Origin of the sequence: Methylobacterium sp. J-068 (assembly GCF_022829445.1) — a bacterium.
Lineage (GTDB): Bacteria > Pseudomonadota > Alphaproteobacteria > Rhizobiales > Beijerinckiaceae > Methylobacterium.
In genome coordinates this window covers 163,584-185,502 of sequence record NZ_JAKSXY010000083.1, presented here as the reverse complement: position 1 = coordinate 185,502, position 21,919 = coordinate 163,584, and the positions used below count along the sequence as shown (strand labels likewise).

Below are 21,919 nucleotides of genomic sequence, written 5' to 3'. Positions count from 1 at the left end.
GCAAGAATTTTTCGGAAGAGCCAGGGGCCGGCCGGGGCGAGGCCACGGCCTTTGAATAACAAATTTCTACTTTGTTACCGCTGATCGCGCGGCGATCCCGTCACCCGACGAGGATCACCCGGTTCGGCAGGGCATCGGCCGGCACCGCCTCGGGAGGCAGTTCACGCGCCAGAATGGCACCGACCTCCCGGACCGCCGAAACCAAGCCGGCCTCCATCTCGCCTCGCCGCAGGCCCCCGAGCAGTCCCTCGATGGTTCGGCTCCAGGTCTGCGCGGGAACCCGGGACGCCACGCCGCGATCGGCGACGATCTCAGCATGCCCCTCCGCGACGGACAGATAGATGAGCACGCCGGTGCGCCCCTCGGTCCGCGCCAGACCGCGTGCGCTGAATTCCCGTAAGGCGGCCTCGTGCGCACGGGCACGCCGGACGCTGCGCGGGACCAGGGCGAGGCGCGCGCGGTGAGGCGCACCGGCGAGCAGGACCAGCAGGACCAGGGCCACCTGCGCGAGCGCGATCGAGGCTGCGCTCCAGGGCGTCAGCAGGATGAGCGGCCAGGGCACGATCAGCCCGCAGGCGAGTGCGGCCAGCAAGGGGGCCGATCGGTAGAAGCCGGCCCGCGCCGCCACGAGCACCACGATCTCGCCGGAGGTCTCGGCCTCGGCGGACCGGATGGCTTCGGCGATGCGGTCGCACGATCCGCGGCTCAGAAGGTCGGTCCCGTTACCAGTCACCCGACGCCCCTCCTCCGCCCGAAGATCCGCCGCCACCCGAGAATCCCCCACCCGAGCCCCCGCCGCCGTCGAACCCGCCGGACACGCCGCCGCTCCAGCCGCCGGACGAGGGACCCGGCAGGATCACGAAACCGCCGCCGCGCCGGTTCCGATTCATCCGGTAGACGACGATCAGAATGACGAGGAACAGGATGACGAAGACGATGACTTGCCCGGGATCGGCCTCGTCGGCGCGGATCTTCCCCTTGCGCTGCCATTCCTCGGCATCGCCGGCCAGGATCGACAGCATCGCGTCGATGCCGGCGTTGATCCCGCCCGCGTAGTCGCCGGTCTTGAAGCGCGGAGCGATCGCCGTCGTGATGATGGTCTTCGACAAGGCGTCGGTCAGGGCGCCTTCCAGTCCGTAGCCGACCTCGATCCGAACCTTCCGCTCGTGCGGAGCGACGAGCAACAGAGCCCCGTTGTTGGTCTTGGCCTGCCCGATCTTCCACGCCCGGAATAGGCGGTTGGCGTAATCCTCGACCGTCCGGTCCTGCAGGCTCGGCACGGTCGCCACGACGACCTGATCGGAGGTCTTCTCCTCGTAGGCCTTTAGTTTCGCCTCGAGGGTTGCTCGGTCGTCGGGCTTGAGGATGCCGGCCGCGTCGACGACGCGCCCGGTGAGTGGCGGAAAGCTCCGCTCGGCAGCCTCGGCCCGAAGGCACCAGGATGCGGCTACGAGGAGAAACGCGGTCAGGATGCCGAGCGAGGCCGCACGCCTGGCGCGGATCGACGGGAGCGACACTTCGGAGATCCGCACGGAGCCCTAGAACTTGACGTTCGGCGGCCGCTCGGAATTCGGGGTCGCCGTGAAGGTCTCCATCGGCTTGGCCTCGGGATAGAACCAGGCCGCGATCCAACGGCCCGGGATGGTGCGAACCTCGGTGTTATATTCCTGCACCGCGCCGATGTAATCGCGGCGTGCGACGGCGATCCGGTTCTCCGTTCCCTCCAACTGCGATTGCAGGGCGAGGAAGTTCTGGTTGGACTTGATATCCGGGTAGCGCTCCACGGTGACCAGCAGCCGGCCGAGGGCGCCGGAGAGCTGATTCTGGGCGTCCTGAAACGCCTTGAACTTCTGGGGATCGCTGACCGTGGAGGCGTCGACCTTGACGCTGCTGGCCTTCGCCCGCGCCTCGGTCACCCCGATGAGGACATCCTTCTCCTGCTGGGCGTAGCCCTTCACCGTCTCGACGAGATTCGGAATCAGGTCGGCGCGGCGCTGATACTGGTTCTGAACCTCGCTCCAGGACGATTTCGCGCGCTCTTCCAGGGTCGGAACCCGGTTGATCGCGCCGCAACCGCCGAGGCCCACGGCGAGAGCCAGCACGGCGGCAACGCTCCTCGCCCTGGCGAACCAAGCCCGTCCGGACACGGGTCCGGCGATGGCGGCACTTGAACGCATGAGGAGACTCCCGGGAACGACCGATCGGCGCGCGGCGTCGGCGCGGTGGCGCCGCGCTGCGACAGATAGGCAATTCGCGACCCCGGGATAAGGTGCCGTCGGGAAAAGCTTGGCCTCTTCATCGAACGCCGCCCGTCGTGAACCCTCGCACCGCATGGTTGACAACCCCCGATGGATCGGTCGCTTTACCGGCCTATGGACGACGATGCCCGCCTGTCACCCGGGAAGCCGCGGGTTTCCATCACCTACTGCACGCAGTGTCAGTGGCTGCTCCGGGCGGCATGGATGGCGCAGGAACTCCTCTCGACGTTCCGGGACGACCTCGGAGAAGTCGCCCTGATCCCTGGTCACGGCGGCGTGTTCGTCATCCTGTGCGGGCCGGACACGATCTGGGATCGCACCGTGGATGGCGGATTTCCCGACGTGAAGATCCTGAAGCAACGCGTGCGCGACCGCCTCGCGCCGGAGCGCGACCTCGGCCATATCGATCGGTCATGAGCGACAGCCGCCGGAACGACCCCGCGAGCGAGACGGATGGCTGGCGCTGGTGGTGGCGGCACGCGCCGCTGGTGCGCGCCCTCGCCCGCATCCGTCAGCGCGGACTCTCGACGCAGGTCTACCTCGTCGCCCTCGTGGTCGCGCTGATCGGGCCGGGTCTGATCTTCACGGCCATCCTTCTGGTGCGCTACGCCGCCACGGAGCGCGCCCGGTTCGAGCAGGATGCGCGCGAGACCGTGCGCGGGATCGCGCTCTCGGTCGATCGCGATACGGCCGGCCTCGTCTCGGTGCTCCAGACCCTGGCGACCTCGCCGCGCCTGAAGGACAACGAGTTCGACAATTTCGATGCCCAGGCCCGCCTCGTGCGCGATGCCGTCGGCCTCGATATCCTGCTGCGCAGGCTCGACGGTCAGCAGGTCGTCAACACCGCCGTGCCGCGCGGCGCCCCCCTGCCGCAGAGCACCTTGCCGCAGGACCGCGATCTCGCGACCGGAACGCAGCGCGCGACGGTCTCGGGCTTCATCAAGGGCATGCAGCCCGAGAACGCGACCTACGCCGTGGCGGTACCGGTGGTGAACGAGGGCGGCGTGAGCCACATTCTCAGCTTCACCGTGCCGATCCGCCGCCTTGAGGAACTCGTCTCCCGCGAAGCCGTCCAGGGCTGGACCACGGGGCTGTCCGACCGCGAGGGCGTCGTGCTCGCCAGGGTCCCGCTGCTGGAATCCGTCGTCGGCACGCATCGCCTCGCGACCCTGCGCCAGCGCCAGACCGCGACGCCCGGCGTGTGGGAGGGCAAGGACCGTCACATGAAGCCGATCACGGCGGTCGAGGCTCGCTCCCGTCTGACGGGCTGGACGGCCACCGCGATCATCCCGCAGGCCCTGGTCGACGCGCGCCTGCGCAACTGGATCTGGGCCTTCTGCGGGTTCGGCTTCCTCGTCCTGGCGACGTCGTCCATCCTCGCCGTGCACCTCTGGTCACGCGTCTCCCGACCCCTGCGGCGGTTGGCGGCGACAGGGCCGGCCCTGGCGCGCGGCGAGGTCATCCCGCGCATCACCTCGCCGATCCACGAGATCCGCCGGCTGGGCGATGTTCTCGCCGATGCGTCGCTGCGGCTGCGAACGCGCAGCGACGAGCGCGACCGCGCCCTCGCCGAGACCGAGCGCGGCCTGAGCGCCCTTCGGGAGAGCGAAGCCCGGTTCCGGCACATGGCGGATTCCGCGCCCGCGCTGATCTGGATGACGGACGAGACATCCCGGATCAGCTTCGCCAACATGCATTTCGACCACATGTTCGGCGTCGACACCGCGGCGGTGCTGACGGACGAGGATTGGCGCCGGATCATCTTTCCGGACGATGTCGAAACCTTCGCAACGCTGTTCCAGACGGCCTTCGAATCCCGCATGCCCTTCCAGGCCGATGTCCGCGTGATCGACCGCGACGGGATCGTGCGCTGGCTGCGCTGCGAGGGTGTGCCGCGAACCGACGATACCGGAAACTTCCTCGGCTATACCGGATGCAACGTCGACATCACCGATGCCAAGCGGGCGGCCGAGCATCAGCAGCTGCTCATTCATGAATTGAATCACCGGGTGAAGAACACGCTGGCGACGGTCCAATCCATCGCCGGACAGTCGTTGCGCCGTCTCGACGGGCCCGAAGCCTCGGCGGCCCGGGGCGCCTTCGAGGCGCGCCTGCTGGCTTTGGCGCGGGTCCACAACGTGCTCACCCGCGAGAGCTGGGACGGCGCCGAACTCGGCAATGTCGTGGCCGACGCCATCGCCCCCCTCGACACGGTGGACGGCCAGCACTCCCGCTTCCGCGTCTCGGGCCCCGCGTTGCGCCTGTCGCCGCGCCTCGCCCTGTCCATCGCCATGGCGCTTCACGAACTCGGCACCAACGCGGTCAAGTACGGAGCGTTGTCCCGGGAGGGCGGTACGGTCACCATCACCTGGACGGTGGATCGCAAGCCGGAGACGCGCCTGATGCTGCGGTGGAGCGAGGATGGGGGGCCGCCGGTCACTCCGCCGACCCGAACCGGGTTCGGCTCTCGCCTGATCGAGCGCAGTCTCGCGCGCGAACTCGACGGCGAGGTGCAACTCCTGTTCGCGGTCGCGGGCGTCGTCTGCACGATCGAGGCGCCCGTGCCTCCGCCGACCCTGCTCGAGCGCAAGGCCGACATGATCGGGCCTCGGGAAATGCCTCTGTCGCACTCGGCCTGACCGCTATCGTATCCACGGGCAGGCTCGAAGGTTTCCCGTCGTACCGGTGCCGGACGGACGGTCGCGGCCACCCTTCGGCATCGGAGTCGGCGTCGATGAAGACATCCGGCATCCATGTGTGCCTTTGTTTTTATTTTGCAGAGTTGGCAACGAATACAGATTTTCAAAAAATGCAGTATGGCATTGATCTTTGGTTTTCGCCGCATCCAATGCTCAGGATATGATATTGCCGTGCATTTGAATCAAAGTTTATAATAAGAAATCGCCGTATTTTTGTATCCAAATGTAACTTTGCCCGCGTGGGGCTGAAGCATCCAGAAGTCGGTGGGTCTTTGCGTGTTCCTGCAGGCGGGGGATGTCGATGGAGACATCGGCCGCGGTTGGCCGCATCCCGCCTTTCCTCGCCGGGAATCCGTGGAAGGCCTACGTTTTCAGCATTTCTGGGGCGATAAGGGTGCATTAATCTTGGGCATGTAAGGTCCGACCGAACATAGGTTGGGACCATAATCCATGCTCGGACTTCCGTTCGCCCGATCCGACAAGAAGCAGCCGTCGATCGCGGTCGCGCCGGATCAAAGCCCCTCGGTGGACGAGGCGCGGTTGTTGCGAGCGGTCGAGGCCCTGATGACGAATCAGGATCTGAAGACGGGTGATCTGCCGGACGGTGCGCTTCGCGCGGCGCTGGAAGGGCTGCATGCCGGGCACGAAGTCGGGCTCCTGCGCAGTCTCGGCAATGCGGCGGCTCTGGCTCGCGAAGCATCCGAGGCGGCGACCAACACCGGTTGGATGACCTACGACGTCGCGGAAGTCGCGCGCGCGACCCAGACCATCGCGGGCGCCACGGAAGAGATGGCCGCCTCGGTCGCGGAAGTCGCGCAGACTTCCGACACGGTCGTCACCGTGGCCCAGGATGCGCTGGCCGCCATGCAGACCTGCATCGGCGACGCGCAGCAGGCGCGCGCATCCATGCAGGAGATCGACACCCGCACCGGGCAGATCGCGGAGCGGGTCGTGGTTCTGGAGCGCGCCATCGCGCAGATCGAGGCGATGGCCACGGCCATCGCGGCGATTTCGGCCCAGACGAACCTCCTGGCGCTGAATGCAACGATCGAAGCGGCCCGTGCCGGCGAGGCCGGGCGCGGCTTCGCGGTGGTGGCCGCGGAGGTCAAGGCCTTGTCGGCGCAGACCGCGAAATCGACCGGCGAGATCCGCGGACTGCTCAGCACCTTGACCACCGAGATGGACACCATCTCCAATGCGGTCTCTCAGAGTCGGACCGCCGTCACATCGGGCCGTTCTATCGTCGATCATTTGGAGCGGCGGATCGAAGACACCAATGAACGCATCGCCCATGCGAGCGACCTGAACCAAGCCATCTCGCAGATGCTGGGCCAGCAGCGCGCCGCCACGGGCGAAATCTCGACGAGTGTGCAGAGCATCGCCGGCAAGGCCGCCAAGACCCACGAGGAGATCGAGAAGATCACCGGCCGCCTCGTTCGGGCCGAGGCGAAGGGCCAAGCCGTGCTCGATGCCGGCGCACATCAAAAGCCGCTCTACGCGCTCGTTCGGCTCCCCGCCGATGTCGGCGCCTGGAAGCGTAAGCTCGCCCGCGTCCTCGTCGGACTGGCCCAGCCCGACGACGCCATCGCGACACTCTCCGGCCGGGCGGGTGACAGTTTGAGCACCCGTCTCACCGGAACGGCGCCGGCCACGCATCCGGCATTCGGCCGGTTCGCCGCGGCGGAAACGCGGGCGCTCGCGGAGGCTGCCCGGATGATCGAGGCGATCAAGGCCGGCAATTGGGACGTCGGAACGCCAGCCTATCAGGCCTCGGCCGAGGCGATGAAAGAGATGCTCGCCACCGCCGCGGAAATCGTCGGCTGAGGCCGATCTTCGTCGGCGGCACTCTTGTGTGACGGTCGGGTTCGCGCATCCGTAGGGAGGAGCAACCGCGGAGCCCCTCACCTTGTCCCAAGCGCATGACCTCGATCTCCCATCGGATCGCTTCAACGGCGCCCGTTACTGCCTCGCCGAGAACGCCAGGCTGCGACCGGACAAGATCGCGCTCGTCATGGCGGGCCCGGGCGAGGCGACACGCACCCTGACGTTCCGTGAGGCCGATCGAGCGGCGCGGGGCATCGCTGCGGGCCTCGAGCGCCTCGGGCTCGCGCCGGGCGCCCGGGTGATGATCCGCATGGGAAACGAGGCGGATTATGCCCTCGTTTATTTCGGCATTCTCGCCGCCGGCCTGATCGCTCTGCCGTCCTCGCCGCAACTCACCCCGTCCGAGGCCGCGTTCCTCATGGAGAATGCGGGCGTTTCGGCCGTGGTGGTCGGTGAGGGTCATACGGTCGATCGGGCAAGCCTCGGGTCGTGCCGGCTGCTCGGACCCTCCGATGTCGCCGCGATGAAGGCGGGTCCGCCGGTGGCGGATTATGCCGATACTGGAGCCGACGACCCGGCCACGTTGATCTACACGTCCGGCACCACGAACCGTCCGAAGGGCGTGCTGCACGCCCATCGCGCCATTCGCGGACGACGCCCGATGCACGCCCACTGGCTCGGACTCTCCGAGAGCGATGTGATGCTGCATGCCGGGACGATGAACTGGACCTATACCCTCGGCGTCGGCCTGACCGATCCCTGGGCCTGCGGCGCGACGGCCGTGCTCTACGACGGCCCGCGCGATGCGTCGGTGTGGCCGGCCCTGATCGCCCGGCACCGCGCGACGTTGTTCGCCGCCGTCCCGAGCCTCTATCGCCAGATCCTGAAATATTCCGATCTCGCTGCCCATGATCTCGGGGCCCTGCGCCACGGGGTGACGGCGGGCGAGGCGCTCGCCCCGGAATTGCTGGACGCCTGGCGCCAGGCCACCGGCAAGCCGCTCTACGAGGCGCTCGGGATGAGCGAGATCTCGACCTTCGTGTCGAGCGGCCCGACCATTCCGGTGCGGGCCGGCTCTCCCGGCAAGCCCCAGCCCGGCCGGCGGGTTGCGATCCTTCCGGTCGAGGGCGTGCCTGAACCGCTTCCCCTCGGAGAGGTCGGATTGCTCGCGGTGCATCGCTCCGAGCCGGGCCTGATGCTGGGGTACTGGAACCGCCCGGAGGAAGAGGCGGCGGTGATGCGCGGCGACTGGTTCGCGGGTGGGGATCTCGCGAGCCTCGACGCCGAGGGCTACCTCACCTTTCATGGCCGGAACGATGATCTGATGAACGCGCTCGGGTACCGGGTGTCGCCGAACGAGGTGGAGAGCGTGCTCATCGGACACCCGGACGTGGCCGAGGTCGGCGTGACCGAACTCGCGGTGCGCCCCGACCTCACCGTTATCGCGGCCTTCGTCGTCAGGCGCCAGGATGCGTCCGTGGACGAAGCGTCCCTGATCGCCTGGTGCCACGATCGCCTCGCCGCCTACAAATGTCCACGCGCGGTCCGCTTCCTCGACGCCCTGCCCCGGACGCCGAATGGCAAGGTGCAACGCAAGCGTCTCGCGGACGCATGAGAGCGCATCCATCCGGCCCGGCGCACACCACGCGCACATTTTGCCCTCCGCCGCGAAACGTAGCTTGACCTGCCAAACGCGAAATTCTAGATCGACGGCCTGCGGAGACGTGGCCGAGCGGCTGAAGGCACTCGTTTGCTAAATGAGCATACCCCGAAAGGGGTATCGAGGGTTCGAATCCCTCCGTCTCCGCCATTCCATTTTTCATAATCCAGTCAATGGCTTAAGCGGGCACTTGTAAGCCGCTTTGTAGTTTGCTTGTGGTTGGCGTTTTGTAGTGGATGGCGTCAGGGACGCACAAACCCATCGGCGCCGGGCGGGTTTTTGTCTTCCTCCTCGGTGATGAAATCCGGCTCGTTTCGATTGTCGACGTCGTCATCGAGGAAATCCGCTTCGTCCAAGAGGAAGCGCGCCACGTCGACTGAACCGGCCTCGCTGGCGATCCAGAAGTGATCGCCGTCCTGTATGGCCGTCCACGGGCCGAGGTCTCGGTGCGTCCCGCACATCGTCATCCGCTGAATGCCTTGATCGATCCGGTGCGTCACGTCGGAGGCCTCAGCGATGTCGGCGAAAAGCTCGGCGGTGATCTGCGTCGGCATTTTGCAATCCCTTGATGTTGCTTTGGTTGGCAACGATCTTATGAATGATCGCGATGCATCCATCTATTATTATTTAAATAATAACTTTGATAAAATAAGTATAATCAAAATTAATTGACTATTAAATTGTACGACAACTGTATCATCGGAACTGACTTGGCCCTGACATTGGAAGGCTACGCTGCGGCCGCGATCACTCGATCTCGAAGGCGGCCATGCAACGCCTTGGCCGCGACCTTCAGATCGCCGGACGCGGCAATCACGTTGGGGCCGACCACCTTGCGTGCGGCGGTGAGGTTACGCTCGCTGTAGGCGGTCCAACCGTCCGGATCGAACTGGCGCCGGGTCTTCACCTGGTAGTGGGAGCCGGCGCCAGCCCACGGGCCTCCTGCGCGCTGCAAAGCCCGTCGCACCGCCGGGAGCTCCTCCTCGGTACAGGCGATGCCGCCATGGGCGTGCGGGCGAAGATTGTCGGACACGTCGGTGGCCAGGCATCTGCCCTTCTCGAACTTCTCCTCCGGCAAGAAGCAGGGACGTTAATTGTCGATCAGCCGGAAGACGATCTCGACAATCGGGTCATCATGAGGATCGTCGAGCGTCTGCGGTCATCTAAAAGTTCGCGCCAGATCATCTTCTCGACCCACAACGCCAACCTCGTCGTCAATGGGGATGCGGACAAGGTCGTCTCGATGGTCGCGACTGTTGCCGAGGATCGCCTTCCTGCGGGCACCACGCACGTTCGCGTCGAAGTCGATGGCGCCATCGAGACCCCAAGGGTGCGCGAGGCCGTGACCCGTATCATGGAGGGTGGTTTGGAAGCGTTCGATCTGCGCGCCCGGAAGTACGGTGTCGAGGGAGCTCAACGACCATGACCTTCGGTCCCGATTGAACTCTCGGTAGCGCCCAGGGCTCGATGTCTAATGGCAAAACCGTCCCGGAAGTCTCCCGTAGGCTTTGCCGGCTCAGAGGGGATCGGACTGCACGAAACCAGATCGGTCCGAACCGGACCGGGTCGTCCCCAGGGGAGAAGGGTCTGTTTGTGTCTGAGAGGGCTTTGGCTTTCCGGCTTGCGGGGCGCAACCCTTGAAACGTGAAGCCCGGGCGCGGTCTCCGCGTCCGGGCTTTGGGGTCGTCAGGCGCGGGCGGGCTCCGCGTGCGGATCGTGCTTGTCCGGCGTGGTGTTGTGCGGGTCCTTGCCGCGCTTCCTGGCGAGCCAGATCAGGAAATTCCGGATCACCACGTAGAAGACCGGCGTCAGGAACAGGCCGAACAGGGTCGCGCCGATCATGCCGAAGCAGACGGCGGTGCCCAGCGCCTGACGCATCTCGGCGCCGGGGCCGGTGGCGATCACGAGCGGCACGGTGCCGAGGATGAAGGCGAAGGCCGTCATGAGGATCGGGCGCAGGCGCAGGCGGCAGGCTTCGACCGCGGCGGCGACGGGGCCCTTCCGTTCGGTTTCCTCCAACTGGTGCGCGAATTCCACGATCAGGATGGCGTTCTTGGCCGCCAGACCGATGAGCACGATCAGGCCGATCTGGGTCAGGATGTTGTTGTCCTGCCCCCGGAGCTGCACGCCGAACAGGGCGGCGAGCACACCGGTCGGCACCACGAGGAGGATCGCCAGCGGCAGCGCCCAGGATTCGTACTGCGCGGCGAGCACGAGGAAGACGAGCAGCACGCCGAGCGCGAACACGTAGATCGCGGTGTTGCCCGCCGCCTTCTGCTGGAACGCGATCTCGGTCCAGTCGTAGGCGTAGCCGTCCGGCAGCGCGTCCTTGGCGATGGCCTCCATGGCGTCCAGCGCCTGACCCGTGGAGATGCCGGGCTTCGCCGTACCCTGAACGGGGACGGAGTAGTACAGGTTGAAGCGCTGGACGATCTGCGGACCGGTGATCTCCCGGATCGTGGCCAGCGTTCCCATCGGCACCAGGGCGCCGGTGGAGGAGCGGACCTTCAACTGCTCGATGTCCTGCTTGGACACGCGAAACGGCGCGTCGCCCTGCACGCGGACCTGGTAGATGCGGCCCAGGGTGTTGAAGTCGTTGACGTAGGCGCCGCCCAGAGCCGTCTGCACGGTCGAGAAGACGTTGGAGAGCGGGACGTTGAGCATCCGCGCCACCGTCCGGTCGATGTCGAGGTAGAGCTGCGGCGTGTCGTTGCCGAAGGTGGTGAACACCCGCTGCACGTCGTTGCTCTGGTTGGCCTTGCCCAGCACCTCGCCGACCGCCGCGAGCAGCGGGCCGATGGCCGAACTCTGCCGGCTCTCGATCTGCATCTTGAAGCCGCCGCCCTGGCCGAGACCACGCACCGGCGGCGGCGGAATCACGATGACGCGCGCCTCCTGGATGTCGGAGGTGGCCTTGATGACGTCGCCGGTGATCACGGCGGCGGAGCGGCCGTGCGCCGCCCGCTCCTTGGCGCCCGACAGGGTGATGAACATCACGCCCGAATTCGTCGTGTTGGTGAAGGTCGCGCCGTCGAAGCCCGCGATGATGACGGTGTTGGTGACGCCGTCGATCTTGCGCGCGGCGGCCGCCGCCCGGTTCACCACCTCGGTGGTGCGGTCGAGCGAAGCGCCCGAGGGCAGCTGCACCACGCCGATGAGATAGCCCTGGTCCTGGTCGGGAATGAAGCCCGTGGGCGTCGTCCGGGCGAGGTGGAGGGTCGCCGCGATGATGCCGGCATAGACCAGCATGACGGCGATCAGGCCGATCGTGTAGGTCGTCAGCCCGTAAATCGCCCGCGAATACGCGTGGGAGAGCCAGTCGAAGCCCTTGTTGAACAGGTCCGCGAGCCAGGCGACGAAGCGGAAGAGGAAGAATTTCGGCTTGGCGTGCTCGTGATGGGGCTTCAGGAGAAGCTTGCAGAGCGCAGGCGACAGCGTCAGCGAATTGAACATCGAGATGATGGTCGAGGCCGCGATGGTGAGCGCGAACTGCTTGTAGAACTGCCCGGTGATGCCGGGGATGAAGGCGGTGGGAATGAACACCGCCGAGAGCACGAGCGCGATGGCGACTACGGCGCCGCCGACCTCGTCCATGGTCTTGTGCGCGGCATCGCCCGGCGAGAGCCCCTCGGCCATGTTGCGCTCGACGTTCTCCACCACCACGATGGCGTCGTCGACCACGATGCCGATGGCGAGCACGAGCCCGAACAGGGTCAGGTTGTTGAGCGAGAAGCCGAAGGCCGACATGGCGGCGAAGGTGCCGACCAGCGAGACCGGGATCGCGATCACCGGGATCAGGGCCGTGCGCCAGCTCTGGAGGAACACCAGCACCACGATGACGACGAGGCCGACGGCCTCGAAGAGCGTCTTGTAGACCTCCTGGATCGATTCCTCGATGAACTCCGTCGGGTTGTAGGCGATCCGGTACTCGATATCCGGCGGGAAGTTCTTCTTGAGGGTGTCCATCACCTTCCGCACCGAGGCGGCGGCATCGAGGGCGTTGGTGCCCGGACGCTGGAAGGCGCCGATGCCGATGGCGGGCGTGTCGTTGAGGAAGGAGTTCGTCGTGTAGTCCTTCTGCCCCATCTCGACGCGGGCGATGTCCTTCACGCGCACGAGCCGGCCGTCGGACGCCTTGACGATGACGTCGGCGAATTCCTCGGGGCTCTGGAAGCGGCCCTGCGATTGCACGATGAGCTGGAAGGCCTGCCCCGTGGCGGCGGGCGGCGAATTCAGCGCGCCGGCCGCGACCTGCACGTTCTGCTCGGACAGGGCCGTGATGACGTCGGAGGTGGTCAGGCCGTAGGCGGCGAGCTTGTTGGGGTCGAGCCAGACGCGCTCGGCATACTCGTTGCCGCCGAAGATCGTGATGTCGCCGACGCCGTCGAGGCGCAGCAGCTCGTCACGGACGTTCAGGTAGATGTAGTTGGCGAGGTAGTTCTGGTCGTAGGTTTTGTTAGGCGAGAGCAGGTGCACCACCAGCATCAGGTCCGGAGAGGCCTTGCGCACGGTGACGCCGAGGTTGCGCACGTCCGGAGGAAGGCGCGGCTGCGCGACAGAGAGCCGGTTCTGGACGAGAACGTTCGCGATATCGAGGTTGGTGCCGACCTTGAAGGTCACCGTCAGCAGCATGTTGCCGTCGTTGGTCGACAGCGACGTCATGTAGAGCATGTTGTCGACGCCGTTGACCTCCTGCTCGATGGGCGTCGCGATCGTCGCCGCCACCGTCTCGGCGTTGGCGCCGGGGAAGCTCGCGCGCACCGTCACCGTCGGCGGCACGATCTCGGGGTACTGCGCCACCGGAAGGGCCAGGTAGGCGACGTAGCCGAGGATCAGGAAGATGATCGAGGTGACCGATGCGAAGATCGGCCGATCGACGAAGAAGTGGGCAAAACGCATCGCTTGAACCTCTCGCCCCCATCGGCCCGCTCGCGCGGCTCCGAGGCGGCACCGTTTCTTCGTCCGCGGTCTGGTGGCCGCTCCCCGGCCGCGATCGGCCGGGGCGTCTGTCGGGGCTGGGCCGGCTCAGGTCTTGCTGGGCGGCAGGGTCGAGGCTTCGGCCGTCACCTTGGCGCCGGGGCGCACGCGGCTGACGCCGTTGACCACGACGTTCTCGTCGCCCTTGAGGCCTTCGCGGATCACCCTGTAGCCGTCGACCTTCGGTCCGAGCTTGACCTCGCGCAGGGCGACGGTGCCGTCGTCGGCGACGACGTAGACGATGCGCTTGTCCTGGTTGGCCGAGACCGCCTCGTCGGGCAGCAGGATGCCCTGGTAGGGCTTGGTGGCGGGGAGCGAGACCACGCCGAACAGGCCCGGCTTGATGAAGCCGTCCGGGTTCTCCACCGTGGCGCGCAGCAGCACCGTGCCGGTGGCGTTGTCGACGCGGTTGTCGACGAAGTCGAGCGTGCCCTTGCGGGTCGGCTTGGCCTCGCCGGTGAGCGCGATCCGGATCGGCACGCCCTTGCCCTTCTGAGTCTCGCCCATGCCGATGCCGAGGCTGCCCTGGTACTTCAGGAACGAGCGCTCATCGACGGTGAAGCCGAAATAGATCGGGTCGAGGGAGACGATCGTCGTCAGCAGGGTCTGGTCCGTGATGACGATGTTGCCCTCCGTGACGAGGCGTCGGCTGATGCGGCCGGAGATCGGCGCCTTCACCTCGGTGAAGTCGTAGTTCAGCTGAGCTTGGCGCAGCTGCGCGTCGGCGCTGTCGACATCGGCCTGCGCGGTCTGCGAGGCCTGCCGGCGCTGGTCGGTGACCTGTTCGGAGATGTTGCCCGACTTGCTCAGGGTCTGGGCGCGGTCGAGGTCGGTCTGCGAGAAGTTCAGGCGGGCCTTGGCCGAGACCAGGGCCGCCTGGGCCTGGTCGAGGGCGGCCTTGTAGGGACGGCGGTCGATGACGAAGAGCAGGTCGCCCTTCTTCACCGTGGCGCCATCCGTGAAGTTGAGCTTCTCCAGGTAGCCGGTGACGCGGGCACGGACATCGACGATGTCCACCGGGTCGAAGCGGCCGGTGTAGGTGTCGGTCTCGACGATCTCGCGGACCACCGGCTTGGCGGTCGTCACCTTCGGCGGCGGACCGCCGGGGGCCTGCGCCGCGGCCGGTCCGGCGAAGGTCCCAGCCAGCAGGCCGATGGCCGGGAGAAGACGTAAGATCGAGCGCATGCGCATATGGTTGTTCCCTACGATGCGCCAGCTAGACGTCCGGCGCGTGACATGTCGTGCGCTGCCACACATGATCTTTGGAACGTCGGGACTTTTACGACATCAGACGTCGACGGGCTCGCCGGACGAGGCCCAATCCTTGAAGCCTCCGGCGTAATGCTCCTCGATCGGCAGGCCGGCGTTCTGTGCCGCCGCAAGTGCGTGGACCGAGCGGACGCCCGACATGCAGGAGAAGACGGGCCGGCGGCCGTCCCGCGCCACGAGTTCGGCGATGGCGCCCGTGTCGAAGGTCGAGAGCGGATGCGTGACGGCGCCGGGAATGTGCCCCTGCGCGAATTCATGCGGCTCCCGCACGTCGATCACCAGCATCGAGCGGTCGGCCAGGCCGGCCTTGATCGCATCCCGGTCCAGGTCGACAACCTTCATCCGCTCAATCCTCGCTCGAAACCGATCCCGCGAACCGATCCTGATCCCGACCGGTCGCTGACGCCTGTTCTTATTCGTCAGGTGTCACGATCGCAAACGACCCGTGCCAGGACCTCGTCGACTGTGGCGAAGTGATCCGTCCAGTTCGGCAGGAGCGCGACGGCCGATCGCTCGGCGAGTCGATGCCGCAGGGCGGAGTCCGGCACCGAGAGGTCCTCCACCGTCCGGCGCCAGCCCGGCCCGTCGAGAGGATCGAGGAAATGGGCGAAGTCCCGCCCGATCTCCCGGTGGACCGCGAGGTCGGAGGCGATGACGGGCAGGCCGCAGGCGGCCGCCTCCACCACCGGCAGGCCGTAACCTTCGGCGAAGGAGGGCATCAGCAGGGCCGTGCCGGACCGCAGCAGCGCCGCGAGGCCGTGGCTGGACAGGCCGCCGACCTCTGTCACGTGCGCCGCGACGGCGGGACAGCGCTCCAGCATGTCGATGATGTTCTCCGCCTCCCATCCGCGCCGCCCGACGACGACGAGGCGTGGCGTCGCGGGGCCGTGCCGCTCGGCGAGATCGCGCCAGAGATGGAGCAGCGCCAGATGGTTCTTGCGCGGCTCGATGGTGCCGCAGGCCACGAAGGTCGGCCGGGTCGGGCTGAAGGACGGTCCCGCGCCACCGAAGACGGGCTCCACGCCGAGCAGCGCCACCGTGACGGGCCTCGGGGTAAAGCCGCGCGAGGCGCAGTGGCGCAGGAAGCGCGTGCCGACATCGCTGGAATTGACCAGGACGTGCGCGGCGTGGCGCGCGATGGTCTCCATGCGGACCCGGTGCCGGTGCGCCTCTCCCGGTCGTCCGTATTCCGGGTAATCGATGGGGATGAGGTCGTGGACGAAGAAGACGGGGCGGATGTCGCGCCGGTCGTAGAGCCAGTCGAAGCGCTCGGGCCTGTCGAGGCGCAGGTGGGACGTGTGCTGGTAGACCGTGCCGGGCGGCAGGATTTCGGGTCCGTGCGCGGCGAGAACCGCCGCCGCGGTCTGCGCCTGGATCCGCCGCCGGGCCGCCATGCCGTTGCGGCGCGGGGCCGAGGACGACGCGGCGTCGACCGCGCCGGACCCGAGGGCGGCCGCGAGGCGTCGGTAGACCGGGTCCTGCAAGGCACCGAGATCCTCGACCCAGCCGGCCGCCACCGCCTCGACGATCCGGGCCGCCTCCGCCCTGTCGAGCACCCGGGGGCCGAAGGCGGTGGAGACGAGGCCGAACCGGGCGCCGTCCTGGCCCAGGACATGGCGGGCATAGGCGAGATCGACACGATCGATCCCGCTCGGGCTCGCGTGCCGCAGGCGGGTGATCAGGCGGGTCAGGTCGAAGGCGAGGCTCGGGATCGACGATGACGTGACGGGCATGATCCTCCGGATGCGTTCAGGCGCGGACCCGTATGGCCGCTGTTCGCCGCGCGCCTATATGCGCACGCTTCAGCCCGAGGCTACCCGCGGCCAGCGCCGCCAACGCGAGCAACGCTCAGTGTCTCCCGGATATCTGCCCTTCGCCGGCGCCCTCGACCTGCCCGCCTATACCTGTGACAATTGCGGCTTCTGGCAGCGCCATTTCGAGACGCCGGCCGCCTGCCCCATGTGTCTGGACGCGCGCCACGTGGTGCCGCAGGCGGGTTGGCGGTTCTGGAGCGAGCGCGAGGCGCAAGACCGCTTCCCCTGTCACTGGGAGGAATTGGAGCCCGGCGTCTGGCGCTTCTGGAACGATCCCGTCTCGGGCATCGGCCCGAGCGCCTACCTGATCCAGACGCCCGCGGGGAACATGGGCTTCGAAGCCTGCCCGGTCTTCAGCGAGGCCGCGCTCCAGCACATCGCCGCGCTCGGGGGGATGCGGGTCCTGTCGGCTTCCCATCCGCACGCCTATGGCGCGCTCGTGCAGTTGCAGGACCGATTCGATCCGGAACTCTGCCTGCCGGCGGCGGACTTCGCCTGGAGCGCGGCGCTTCAAGTCTCGTGGCCCTACGACGATTTCCTGGAGCCCCTCCCCGGCCTCGAACTGCACCGGACGGCGGGCCATTTCGACGGTCATGCGATCCTGTTCGACCGCGCGCGGAAGATCGTGTTCTGCGGCGACGCCCTGAAGTTCGAGCTCGACCCGGAGGATTTTCGCCGTGCCCGAACCATCTCGGCGCACAAGGCCTTCGTGCGGGGCGTGCCGCTGACCACCAACGAGTTGCGGCGCTACCGCGACGTCTTCGCCCAACTCGACTTCACCCAGACCTGGACGCCCTTCGAGCCGGCCGCCAATTGCGGCCGGGCCGAGGTGCTGGCCCTCATCGACGGCATGCTGGCGACGCGCCCGCACGCCGCCCCCGTCCCGCTCGAGACGCTGACGCGCTGAGGCCGCTCAGCCGCGCGTCGCGGCGGTCTGCCCGAACATCACCTTCTTGGCGTCCTCGCTCATGGTCTTGCCGAAATCCGGGTTGATCTCCGGCGCACGGGCATAGGCCGCCTTCGTCGCGGGGCGCTCGGCGATGTCCTCGAACCAGCGCTTGAGGTTCGGGAAATCTTCCAGCCTCTGGCCCTGCTTCTCGTAAGGGACGATCCACGGATAGGACGCCATGTCGGCGATCGAGTACGCCGCGCCGGCGACGTAGGGCCGGTCGGCGAGCCGCCGATCGAGGACGCCGTAGAGCCGGTTCGTCTCCTTGACGTACCGGTCGATGGCGTAGGGCACCTTCTCGGGGGCGTACTGAGTGAAGTGGTGGTTCTGCCCGAGCATCGGCCCGAGGCCGCCCATCTGCCAGAACAGCCATTGCAGGACCTCGGCGCGGCCGGCGATGTCCGTGGCGATGAAGCGTCCGGTCTTCTCGGCGAGGTAGAGCAGGATGGCGCCCGATTCGAACAGGGAGACCGGCGCGCCGCCGCCGGCCGGGGCGTGGTCGACGATCGCCGGCATGCGGTTGTTCGGGGCGAGCGTCAGGAAGTCGGGTTTGAACTGATCGCCCTTGCCGATGTTCACGGGCTTGATCGTGTAGGCGAGCCCGGCCTCCTCGAGGAACATCGTGACTTTGTGGCCGTTCGGCGTCGGCCAGTAATACAGATCGATCATCGCTATCTCCGTGGGACGCGCGGCGAAGGGGCGAGCCCTGAAGGCTCGTCGGATCGTGCCGTGACGAGGGCCGACGTGGTGCCCCGGCCGCTCGGGGTCAAGCTCGGCCGTGCGGGCGTCCGACGGCCGTTCGCTCGAATGCTGCGTAAACGCACAAGACTCGCTTCAGGGGTGGCGTGCTTGCCTCGGGCGACGAGATGAGGTGACGGGATGATCAGCGCGATCACGGCGAGTACGAGCGGCCTTTTGGCTGCGACGCAACGATACACGACGGCGGCCGAAGGCATCGCGACGATCGGCACCAGCCTGCCGGGCGCCACGCAGGTCGATCTCTCGGCCACCGCCGTGCAACTCCTTCAGGACAAGGCGAGTATCGGGATGAACACGGCCATCCTGAAATCCACCTTCGAGTCCGAGCGCAGGGTGCTCGACATCCTGGCCTGAGGGACAATGTGCGGGTCCGGCCGACCCGAATCCGGAGGATTCGCGCGCCATGCGGTGACCGTCTCGCTGAATCAGGTCGGCGTGATTCGCGCCACCCAAATCCTGCACGGCGCGTGAAACGAGGCGGCACGCCGTCACGAAACCACGCCGCAAACCGTGACCGTCGATCTCGATCCGCCGCCCGCTACGGTGGCCGGGAGGATGTCGGATGAAACCCCTGCGCAACACCGCGTGGTCGACCTGCGCGTCTAGGACATCACTATTCCGGGCTGCCGCCCGACCCTGATCTGCGATGATCCGGTCCGTTCCCCGCCCTGCGCCCCGTACCGATCAGCTTTCAGGAGCCAGGAAACGTCCGGCTTTCGTCGAACGAGGCGGGAAAACTTTAACGTCGTGCCTGTCAACTGCACCTGTGGATGGGCCGAGGAGAGATGTCGTGGACGAGAATCGTCGGGGTGCCCGGCGGACGGACGCTTTCCGGATCGGGACGCTCGTATCCGGTGCAAGCGCCGCCGAGATCGATTGCCTGGTCTGGGACCAGTCCGAGACCGGCGCGCAGATCGAGGTGGAGGCCTCCGCGACGGTGCCGGACGCGTTCACGCTGTCGATGACCGCCTACGCCAAACCACGGCGCTGCAAGGTGATCTGGCGCCGCGGACGCAAGATCGGCATCACCTTCGTCGCCTGATCGGCGAGATCGCCCGTCGCGTGCCCCGTCATCACCCGAATGACCGGAATGCTCCCCGAGCCCGGCGGCCGTCCTGCCGCGCCTCGAGGATGGGGCATCCTTTCGAACCGGCTTTGCTCCCTGGTCGCCGTGGATATCAACGCCACGGCCGGGGGAATGCGAATTTCCGGGACAGATGGCGTTTAGGGTCGCGGCCGGTCGTCGGCAAGGCCGCCGTCGCGTCTCGCCGCTCATGCGGGCCGGCCACGATGATAGATCGGCGGCCGGCAGGACATGGCGAGCCCGGAACGGACGAGCGTCTGGTGCGAACCGATTGCGGGAATTTGTGCCGCGAGCCGGCGCGGCGCCGGTTGCCATTCGGGCGCCAAAACCGTACGTCCCCTCTACGCGCAAGCGTGTCGGGGTGTAGCGCAGTCTGGTAGCGCATCTGGTTTGGGACCAGAGGGTCGTAGGTTCGAATCCTATCGCCCCGACCATCTTCTGCACCCGAAGGCTCCCTGGAGTTGGACGACCCGATGTCGAGCGCCCGCATCTACCAGCCCGCCAAGGATCCCACCCAGTCCGGGACCGCGCGCGCCAAGGCCTGGGTGCTGGAATTCGATCAGACCGCGCCGCGTGAGACCGATCCGCTGATGGGCTGGACCGGATCCTCCGACATGTTGCAGCAGGTTCACCTCGAGTTCGCCACCAAGGACGAGGCCATCGCCTACGCGACGCGGGCGGGTCTGTCCTACCGGGTCGAGGAGCCGCAGAAGCCGATCCTGCGCAAGGGTCTGTCCTACTCCGACAATTTCAAGTTCAACCGCACCGCGCCCTGGACGCACTGACACGCAGGCTCCCCCGGATCGCGGGACCTCTGTGCGTCAGAGCTGGATCAGGATCGTGACCGCGCCGAAGATCAGCACGGACCCGACCGCGACGGCCAGAAGGATGAGGGCGGCGCGCGATTCGCGCAGGTCGTCGTTCGTCATGGCCTCAGGCTAGCGCCGGATCGGCACGGCGCCAATCCGGCTTTCGGGCGATGGGTTTCAAAAGAAGATTGACCGCGCGCTGGCATGGTGCTCCGCCAGCACGGTGCCCGTGGCCGGATCGACCTCCTTCAGCACCGCGTCGTAACCCCAGAGATCGGCGAGGTGCTGCAGCACGCGCTTCGCATCGTCCTTCTGCAGGGTGATGCGGTTGAGGGCGCGGTGATGCACGATGAGGCGCCGGTCGCCCTCGAGATCCACGTCCACCACCTCGATGTCCGGATCGAGCCAGGCGACGTCGTACTGGCGGGCGAAGGAGCGGCGCATCTTGCGATAGCCGCGCTCGTCGTGGATGGCCTCGACCCGCAGTTCCGGTTCGTCCGGGTCGTCGACCACGTGGAACAGGCGCATGTCGCGCATCAGCTTCGGTGACAGGAACTGCGCGATGAAGCTCTCGTCGCGATAATTGGCCCAGATGTCCCGCAGGGTCGCCATCGCGTCGCCGGTGCCGGCGATCTCGGGGAACCACTGCCGGTCCTCCGCCGTCGGCTGTTCCACGATGCGGGCGATGTCCTGCATCATGGCGAACCCGATGGCATAAGGGTTGTGGCCGTTATAGCCGCGCTCGTTGTAGTTCGGCTGGCGAACCACGTTGGTGTGCGATTGCAGGAATTCGAGGTAGGCCGCCTCGCCGATCAGCCCCTTCTCGGACAGCGAATTCATGATCCGGTAGTGGCAGTAGGTGGCGCAGCCCTCGTTCATCACCTTGGTCTGGCGCTGCGGATAGAAGTACTGCGCCACGAGGCGGACGATGCGCAGGATCTCGCGCTGCCAGGGCCGCAGGCGGGGGGCGGCCTTCTCCAGGAAATAGAGGATGTTCTCCTGCGGGAGTTCGAGCAGGGCCTTCCGCCGCTCGATGGCCGCGTCCGGCCGGCCGGCGGCCACCTTCTGCGGCAGCGTCCGCCAGAGGTCGTTGTAGATCTGCTCGCCGTGCTCGGCGCGCTCACGCTCGCGCCGCTGCTCCGAGGCCAGGTCCGGCCGCTTCTTGCGGGGGTAGCGGTGGACGCCCTGGCTCATCAGTGCGTGGGCCGCGTCCAGCACCGCCTCCACGGCGGCGTGGCCGTAGCGCTCCTCGCAGCGCGTGATGAAGCCCTTGGCGAAGTCGAGATAGTCGAGGATGCCCTCGGCGTCGGTCCATTGCTTGAACAGATAGTTGTTCTTGAAGAAGTGATTGTGGCCGAAGGCGGCGTGGGCGATCACCAGGGTCTGCATCGTCGCCGTGTTCTCCTCCATGATGTAGGAGATGCACGGGTCCGAATTGATGACGATCTCGTAGGCGAGCCCCATCATGCCGCGCCGGTAGCCGGCCTCGTGCTGGGCGAAGTGCTTGCCGAACGACCAGTGCTTGTAGAACAGTGGCATGCCGATCGAGGCGTAGGCGTCGAGCATTTGCTCGGCGGTGATGATCTCGATCTGGTTCGGATACCAGGACAGGCCGAGTTCCGGCCCCGCGATGGCCTCGCAGGCATCGTGGATGCGCTTGATCGTGTCGAAGTCCCAGTCGTTCCCGGTGAAGAGCGGCGACGGCCCGCCGGAAATCCGCTGGGGCGTCGGGCGGATGATGCTGCCGACCATTGATCGTCCTTCCGTCCAAGCGGTCCGTGACACCGTCCTCGCCCCTCGGGGGACGAGGGCGGGTC

The 21,919-nt window shown here is 67.0% G+C and carries 18 protein-coding genes, 2 tRNA genes and 1 pseudogene; 11 read left to right on the top strand and 10 right to left on the bottom strand.

Annotated features, from left to right (window positions below):
* Nucleotides 1-100: 100 nt before the first annotated feature.
* Genes MKK54_RS13425 through MKK54_RS13415 form a run of 3 tightly spaced genes read right to left on the bottom strand, consistent with a single transcriptional unit; the run spans nucleotide 101 to nucleotide 2,177 of the window.
* Complete coding sequence (locus MKK54_RS13425; protein ID WP_244011463.1) at nucleotides 101-733, bottom strand: TPM domain-containing protein; 633 nt, start codon at nucleotides 731-733, stop codon at nucleotides 101-103.
* Nucleotides 723-1,517 (bottom strand): TPM domain-containing protein, encoded by a 795-nt coding sequence (locus tag MKK54_RS13420; protein ID WP_409564178.1) that lies wholly within the window; start codon nucleotides 1,515-1,517, stop codon nucleotides 723-725. The genes MKK54_RS13425 and MKK54_RS13420 overlap by 11 nt, the downstream gene beginning before the upstream one ends.
* Nucleotides 1,518-1,538: 21 nt before the next feature.
* Nucleotides 1,539-2,177 carry a LemA family protein gene (locus MKK54_RS13415; RefSeq protein ID WP_409564177.1) on the bottom strand — a complete coding sequence of 213 codons (639 nt, stop codon included), beginning with the start codon at nucleotides 2,175-2,177 and terminating at the stop codon, nucleotides 1,539-1,541.
* 195 nt (nucleotides 2,178-2,372) lie between these two features.
* Between MKK54_RS13415 and MKK54_RS13410 the strand changes: the two genes are divergently transcribed.
* The 5 genes from MKK54_RS13410 to MKK54_RS13390 all read left to right on the top strand — a co-directional run bounded on the left by MKK54_RS13410 (nucleotide 2,373) and on the right by MKK54_RS13390 (nucleotide 8,591).
* A complete protein-coding gene (locus MKK54_RS13410) occupies nucleotides 2,373-2,675 on the top strand; it encodes a SelT/SelW/SelH family protein (RefSeq protein WP_244011461.1) in 303 nt (100 codons plus the stop codon).
* Entirely contained in the window at nucleotides 2,672-4,897 is a 2,226-nt protein-coding gene (locus MKK54_RS13405) for a sensor histidine kinase (protein ID WP_244011460.1), read from the top strand. Before MKK54_RS13410 ends, MKK54_RS13405 begins: the two co-directional genes overlap by 4 nt.
* Before the next feature lie 585 nt (nucleotides 4,898-5,482).
* Complete coding sequence (locus tag MKK54_RS13400) at nucleotides 5,483-6,781, top strand: methyl-accepting chemotaxis protein (RefSeq protein WP_244011459.1); 1,299 nt, start codon at nucleotides 5,483-5,485, stop codon at nucleotides 6,779-6,781.
* A gap of 82 nt (nucleotides 6,782-6,863) precedes the next feature.
* Entirely contained in the window at nucleotides 6,864-8,396 is a 1,533-nt protein-coding gene (locus MKK54_RS13395) for a class I adenylate-forming enzyme family protein (RefSeq protein WP_244011458.1), read from the top strand.
* A gap of 103 nt (nucleotides 8,397-8,499) precedes the next feature.
* Nucleotides 8,500-8,591 (top strand) — tRNA-Ser (locus tag MKK54_RS13390).
* Between the two features lie 92 nt (nucleotides 8,592-8,683).
* Here MKK54_RS13390 and MKK54_RS13385 read toward each other — a convergent pair.
* A complete protein-coding gene (locus MKK54_RS13385) occupies nucleotides 8,684-8,995 on the bottom strand; it encodes a hypothetical protein (protein ID WP_244011457.1) in 312 nt (103 codons plus the stop codon).
* Between the two features lie 482 nt (nucleotides 8,996-9,477).
* Between MKK54_RS13385 and MKK54_RS24750 the strand changes: the two are divergent.
* Nucleotides 9,478-9,867: pseudogene (locus MKK54_RS24750) on the top strand (AAA family ATPase); the annotation flags it as partial.
* 260 nt (nucleotides 9,868-10,127) lie between these two features.
* Here the strand turns inward: MKK54_RS24750 and MKK54_RS13375 are convergent.
* The 4 genes from MKK54_RS13375 to MKK54_RS13360 all read right to left on the bottom strand — a co-directional run bounded on the left by MKK54_RS13375 (nucleotide 10,128) and on the right by MKK54_RS13360 (nucleotide 16,420).
* Nucleotides 10,128-13,340 (bottom strand): efflux RND transporter permease subunit, encoded by a 3,213-nt coding sequence (locus MKK54_RS13375; RefSeq protein WP_244011455.1) that lies wholly within the window; start codon nucleotides 13,338-13,340, stop codon nucleotides 10,128-10,130.
* Nucleotides 13,341-13,466: 126 nt separating this feature from the next.
* A complete protein-coding gene (locus MKK54_RS13370) occupies nucleotides 13,467-14,603 on the bottom strand; it encodes an efflux RND transporter periplasmic adaptor subunit (protein ID WP_244011454.1) in 1,137 nt (378 codons plus the stop codon).
* Nucleotides 14,604-14,705: 102 nt separating this feature from the next.
* Nucleotides 14,706-15,029, bottom strand: a complete 324-nt coding sequence (locus MKK54_RS13365) for a rhodanese-like domain-containing protein (protein WP_244011453.1) — start codon at nucleotides 15,027-15,029, stop codon at nucleotides 14,706-14,708.
* A 77-nt stretch (nucleotides 15,030-15,106) separates the two neighbouring features.
* A complete protein-coding gene (locus MKK54_RS13360; protein ID WP_244011452.1) occupies nucleotides 15,107-16,420 on the bottom strand; it encodes a glycosyltransferase family 4 protein in 1,314 nt (437 codons plus the stop codon).
* A gap of 118 nt (nucleotides 16,421-16,538) precedes the next feature.
* Here MKK54_RS13360 and MKK54_RS13355 point away from each other — a divergent pair, with 118 nt between their 5' ends.
* Nucleotides 16,539-17,408, top strand: a complete 870-nt coding sequence (locus tag MKK54_RS13355; RefSeq protein WP_244011451.1) for an MBL fold metallo-hydrolase — start codon at nucleotides 16,539-16,541, stop codon at nucleotides 17,406-17,408.
* Between the two features lie 6 nt (nucleotides 17,409-17,414).
* Here the strand turns inward: MKK54_RS13355 and MKK54_RS13350 are convergent, their stop codons facing one another.
* Nucleotides 17,415-18,119, bottom strand: a complete 705-nt coding sequence (locus MKK54_RS13350) for a glutathione binding-like protein (protein ID WP_244011450.1) — start codon at nucleotides 18,117-18,119, stop codon at nucleotides 17,415-17,417.
* Nucleotides 18,120-18,329: 210 nt separating this feature from the next.
* Between MKK54_RS13350 and MKK54_RS13345 the strand changes: the two genes are divergently transcribed.
* From MKK54_RS13345 to MKK54_RS13330, 4 genes are all read left to right on the top strand, one after another.
* Entirely contained in the window at nucleotides 18,330-18,563 is a 234-nt protein-coding gene (locus MKK54_RS13345) for a hypothetical protein (RefSeq protein WP_244011449.1), read from the top strand.
* 436 nt (nucleotides 18,564-18,999) lie between these two features.
* Nucleotides 19,000-19,251 (top strand): pilus assembly protein PilZ, encoded by a 252-nt coding sequence (locus MKK54_RS13340; RefSeq protein ID WP_244011448.1) that lies wholly within the window; start codon nucleotides 19,000-19,002, stop codon nucleotides 19,249-19,251.
* Nucleotides 19,252-19,650: 399 nt separating this feature from the next.
* Nucleotides 19,651-19,727, top strand: a tRNA-Pro gene (locus MKK54_RS13335).
* A 39-nt stretch (nucleotides 19,728-19,766) separates the two neighbouring features.
* Nucleotides 19,767-20,078: an ETC complex I subunit gene (locus tag MKK54_RS13330; protein WP_244011447.1), complete on the top strand. Its 312-nt coding sequence runs from the start codon at nucleotides 19,767-19,769 to the stop codon at nucleotides 20,076-20,078.
* A 201-nt stretch (nucleotides 20,079-20,279) separates the two neighbouring features.
* Here MKK54_RS13330 and MKK54_RS13325 read toward each other — a convergent pair whose 3' ends face one another.
* The gene (locus tag MKK54_RS13325) at nucleotides 20,280-21,854 is read right to left on the bottom strand and encodes a SpoVR family protein (protein ID WP_244011446.1); all 1,575 of its coding nucleotides are present in this window, start codon (nucleotides 21,852-21,854) and stop codon (nucleotides 20,280-20,282) included.
* Nucleotides 21,855-21,919 lie beyond the last annotated feature (65 nt).

Coding starts and splice junctions, on each gene's coding strand:
- MKK54_RS13415 (WP_409564177.1), bottom strand. CDS start 2,177: ATGCGTTCAAGTGCCGCCATCGCCGGACCCGTGTCCGGACGGGCTTGG.
- MKK54_RS13410 (WP_244011461.1), top strand. CDS start 2,373: ATGGACGACGATGCCCGCCTGTCACCCGGGAAGCCGCGGGTTTCCATC.
- MKK54_RS13405 (WP_244011460.1), top strand. CDS start 2,672: ATGAGCGACAGCCGCCGGAACGACCCCGCGAGCGAGACGGATGGCTGG.
- MKK54_RS13385 (WP_244011457.1), bottom strand. CDS start 8,995: ATGCCGACGCAGATCACCGCCGAGCTTTTCGCCGACATCGCTGAGGCC.
- MKK54_RS13375 (WP_244011455.1), bottom strand. CDS start 13,340: ATGCGTTTTGCCCACTTCTTCGTCGATCGGCCGATCTTCGCATCGGTC.
- MKK54_RS13370 (WP_244011454.1), bottom strand. CDS start 14,603: ATGCGCTCGATCTTACGTCTTCTCCCGGCCATCGGCCTGCTGGCTGGG.
- MKK54_RS13365 (WP_244011453.1), bottom strand. CDS start 15,029: ATGAAGGTTGTCGACCTGGACCGGGATGCGATCAAGGCCGGCCTGGCC.
- MKK54_RS13360 (WP_244011452.1), bottom strand. CDS start 16,420: ATGCCCGTCACGTCATCGTCGATCCCGAGCCTCGCCTTCGACCTGACC.
- MKK54_RS13350 (WP_244011450.1), bottom strand. CDS start 18,119: ATGATCGATCTGTATTACTGGCCGACGCCGAACGGCCACAAAGTCACG.
- MKK54_RS13345 (WP_244011449.1), top strand. CDS start 18,330: ATGATCAGCGCGATCACGGCGAGTACGAGCGGCCTTTTGGCTGCGACG.
- MKK54_RS13330 (WP_244011447.1), top strand. CDS start 19,767: ATGTCGAGCGCCCGCATCTACCAGCCCGCCAAGGATCCCACCCAGTCC.
- MKK54_RS13325 (WP_244011446.1), bottom strand. CDS start 21,854: ATGGTCGGCAGCATCATCCGCCCGACGCCCCAGCGGATTTCCGGCGGG.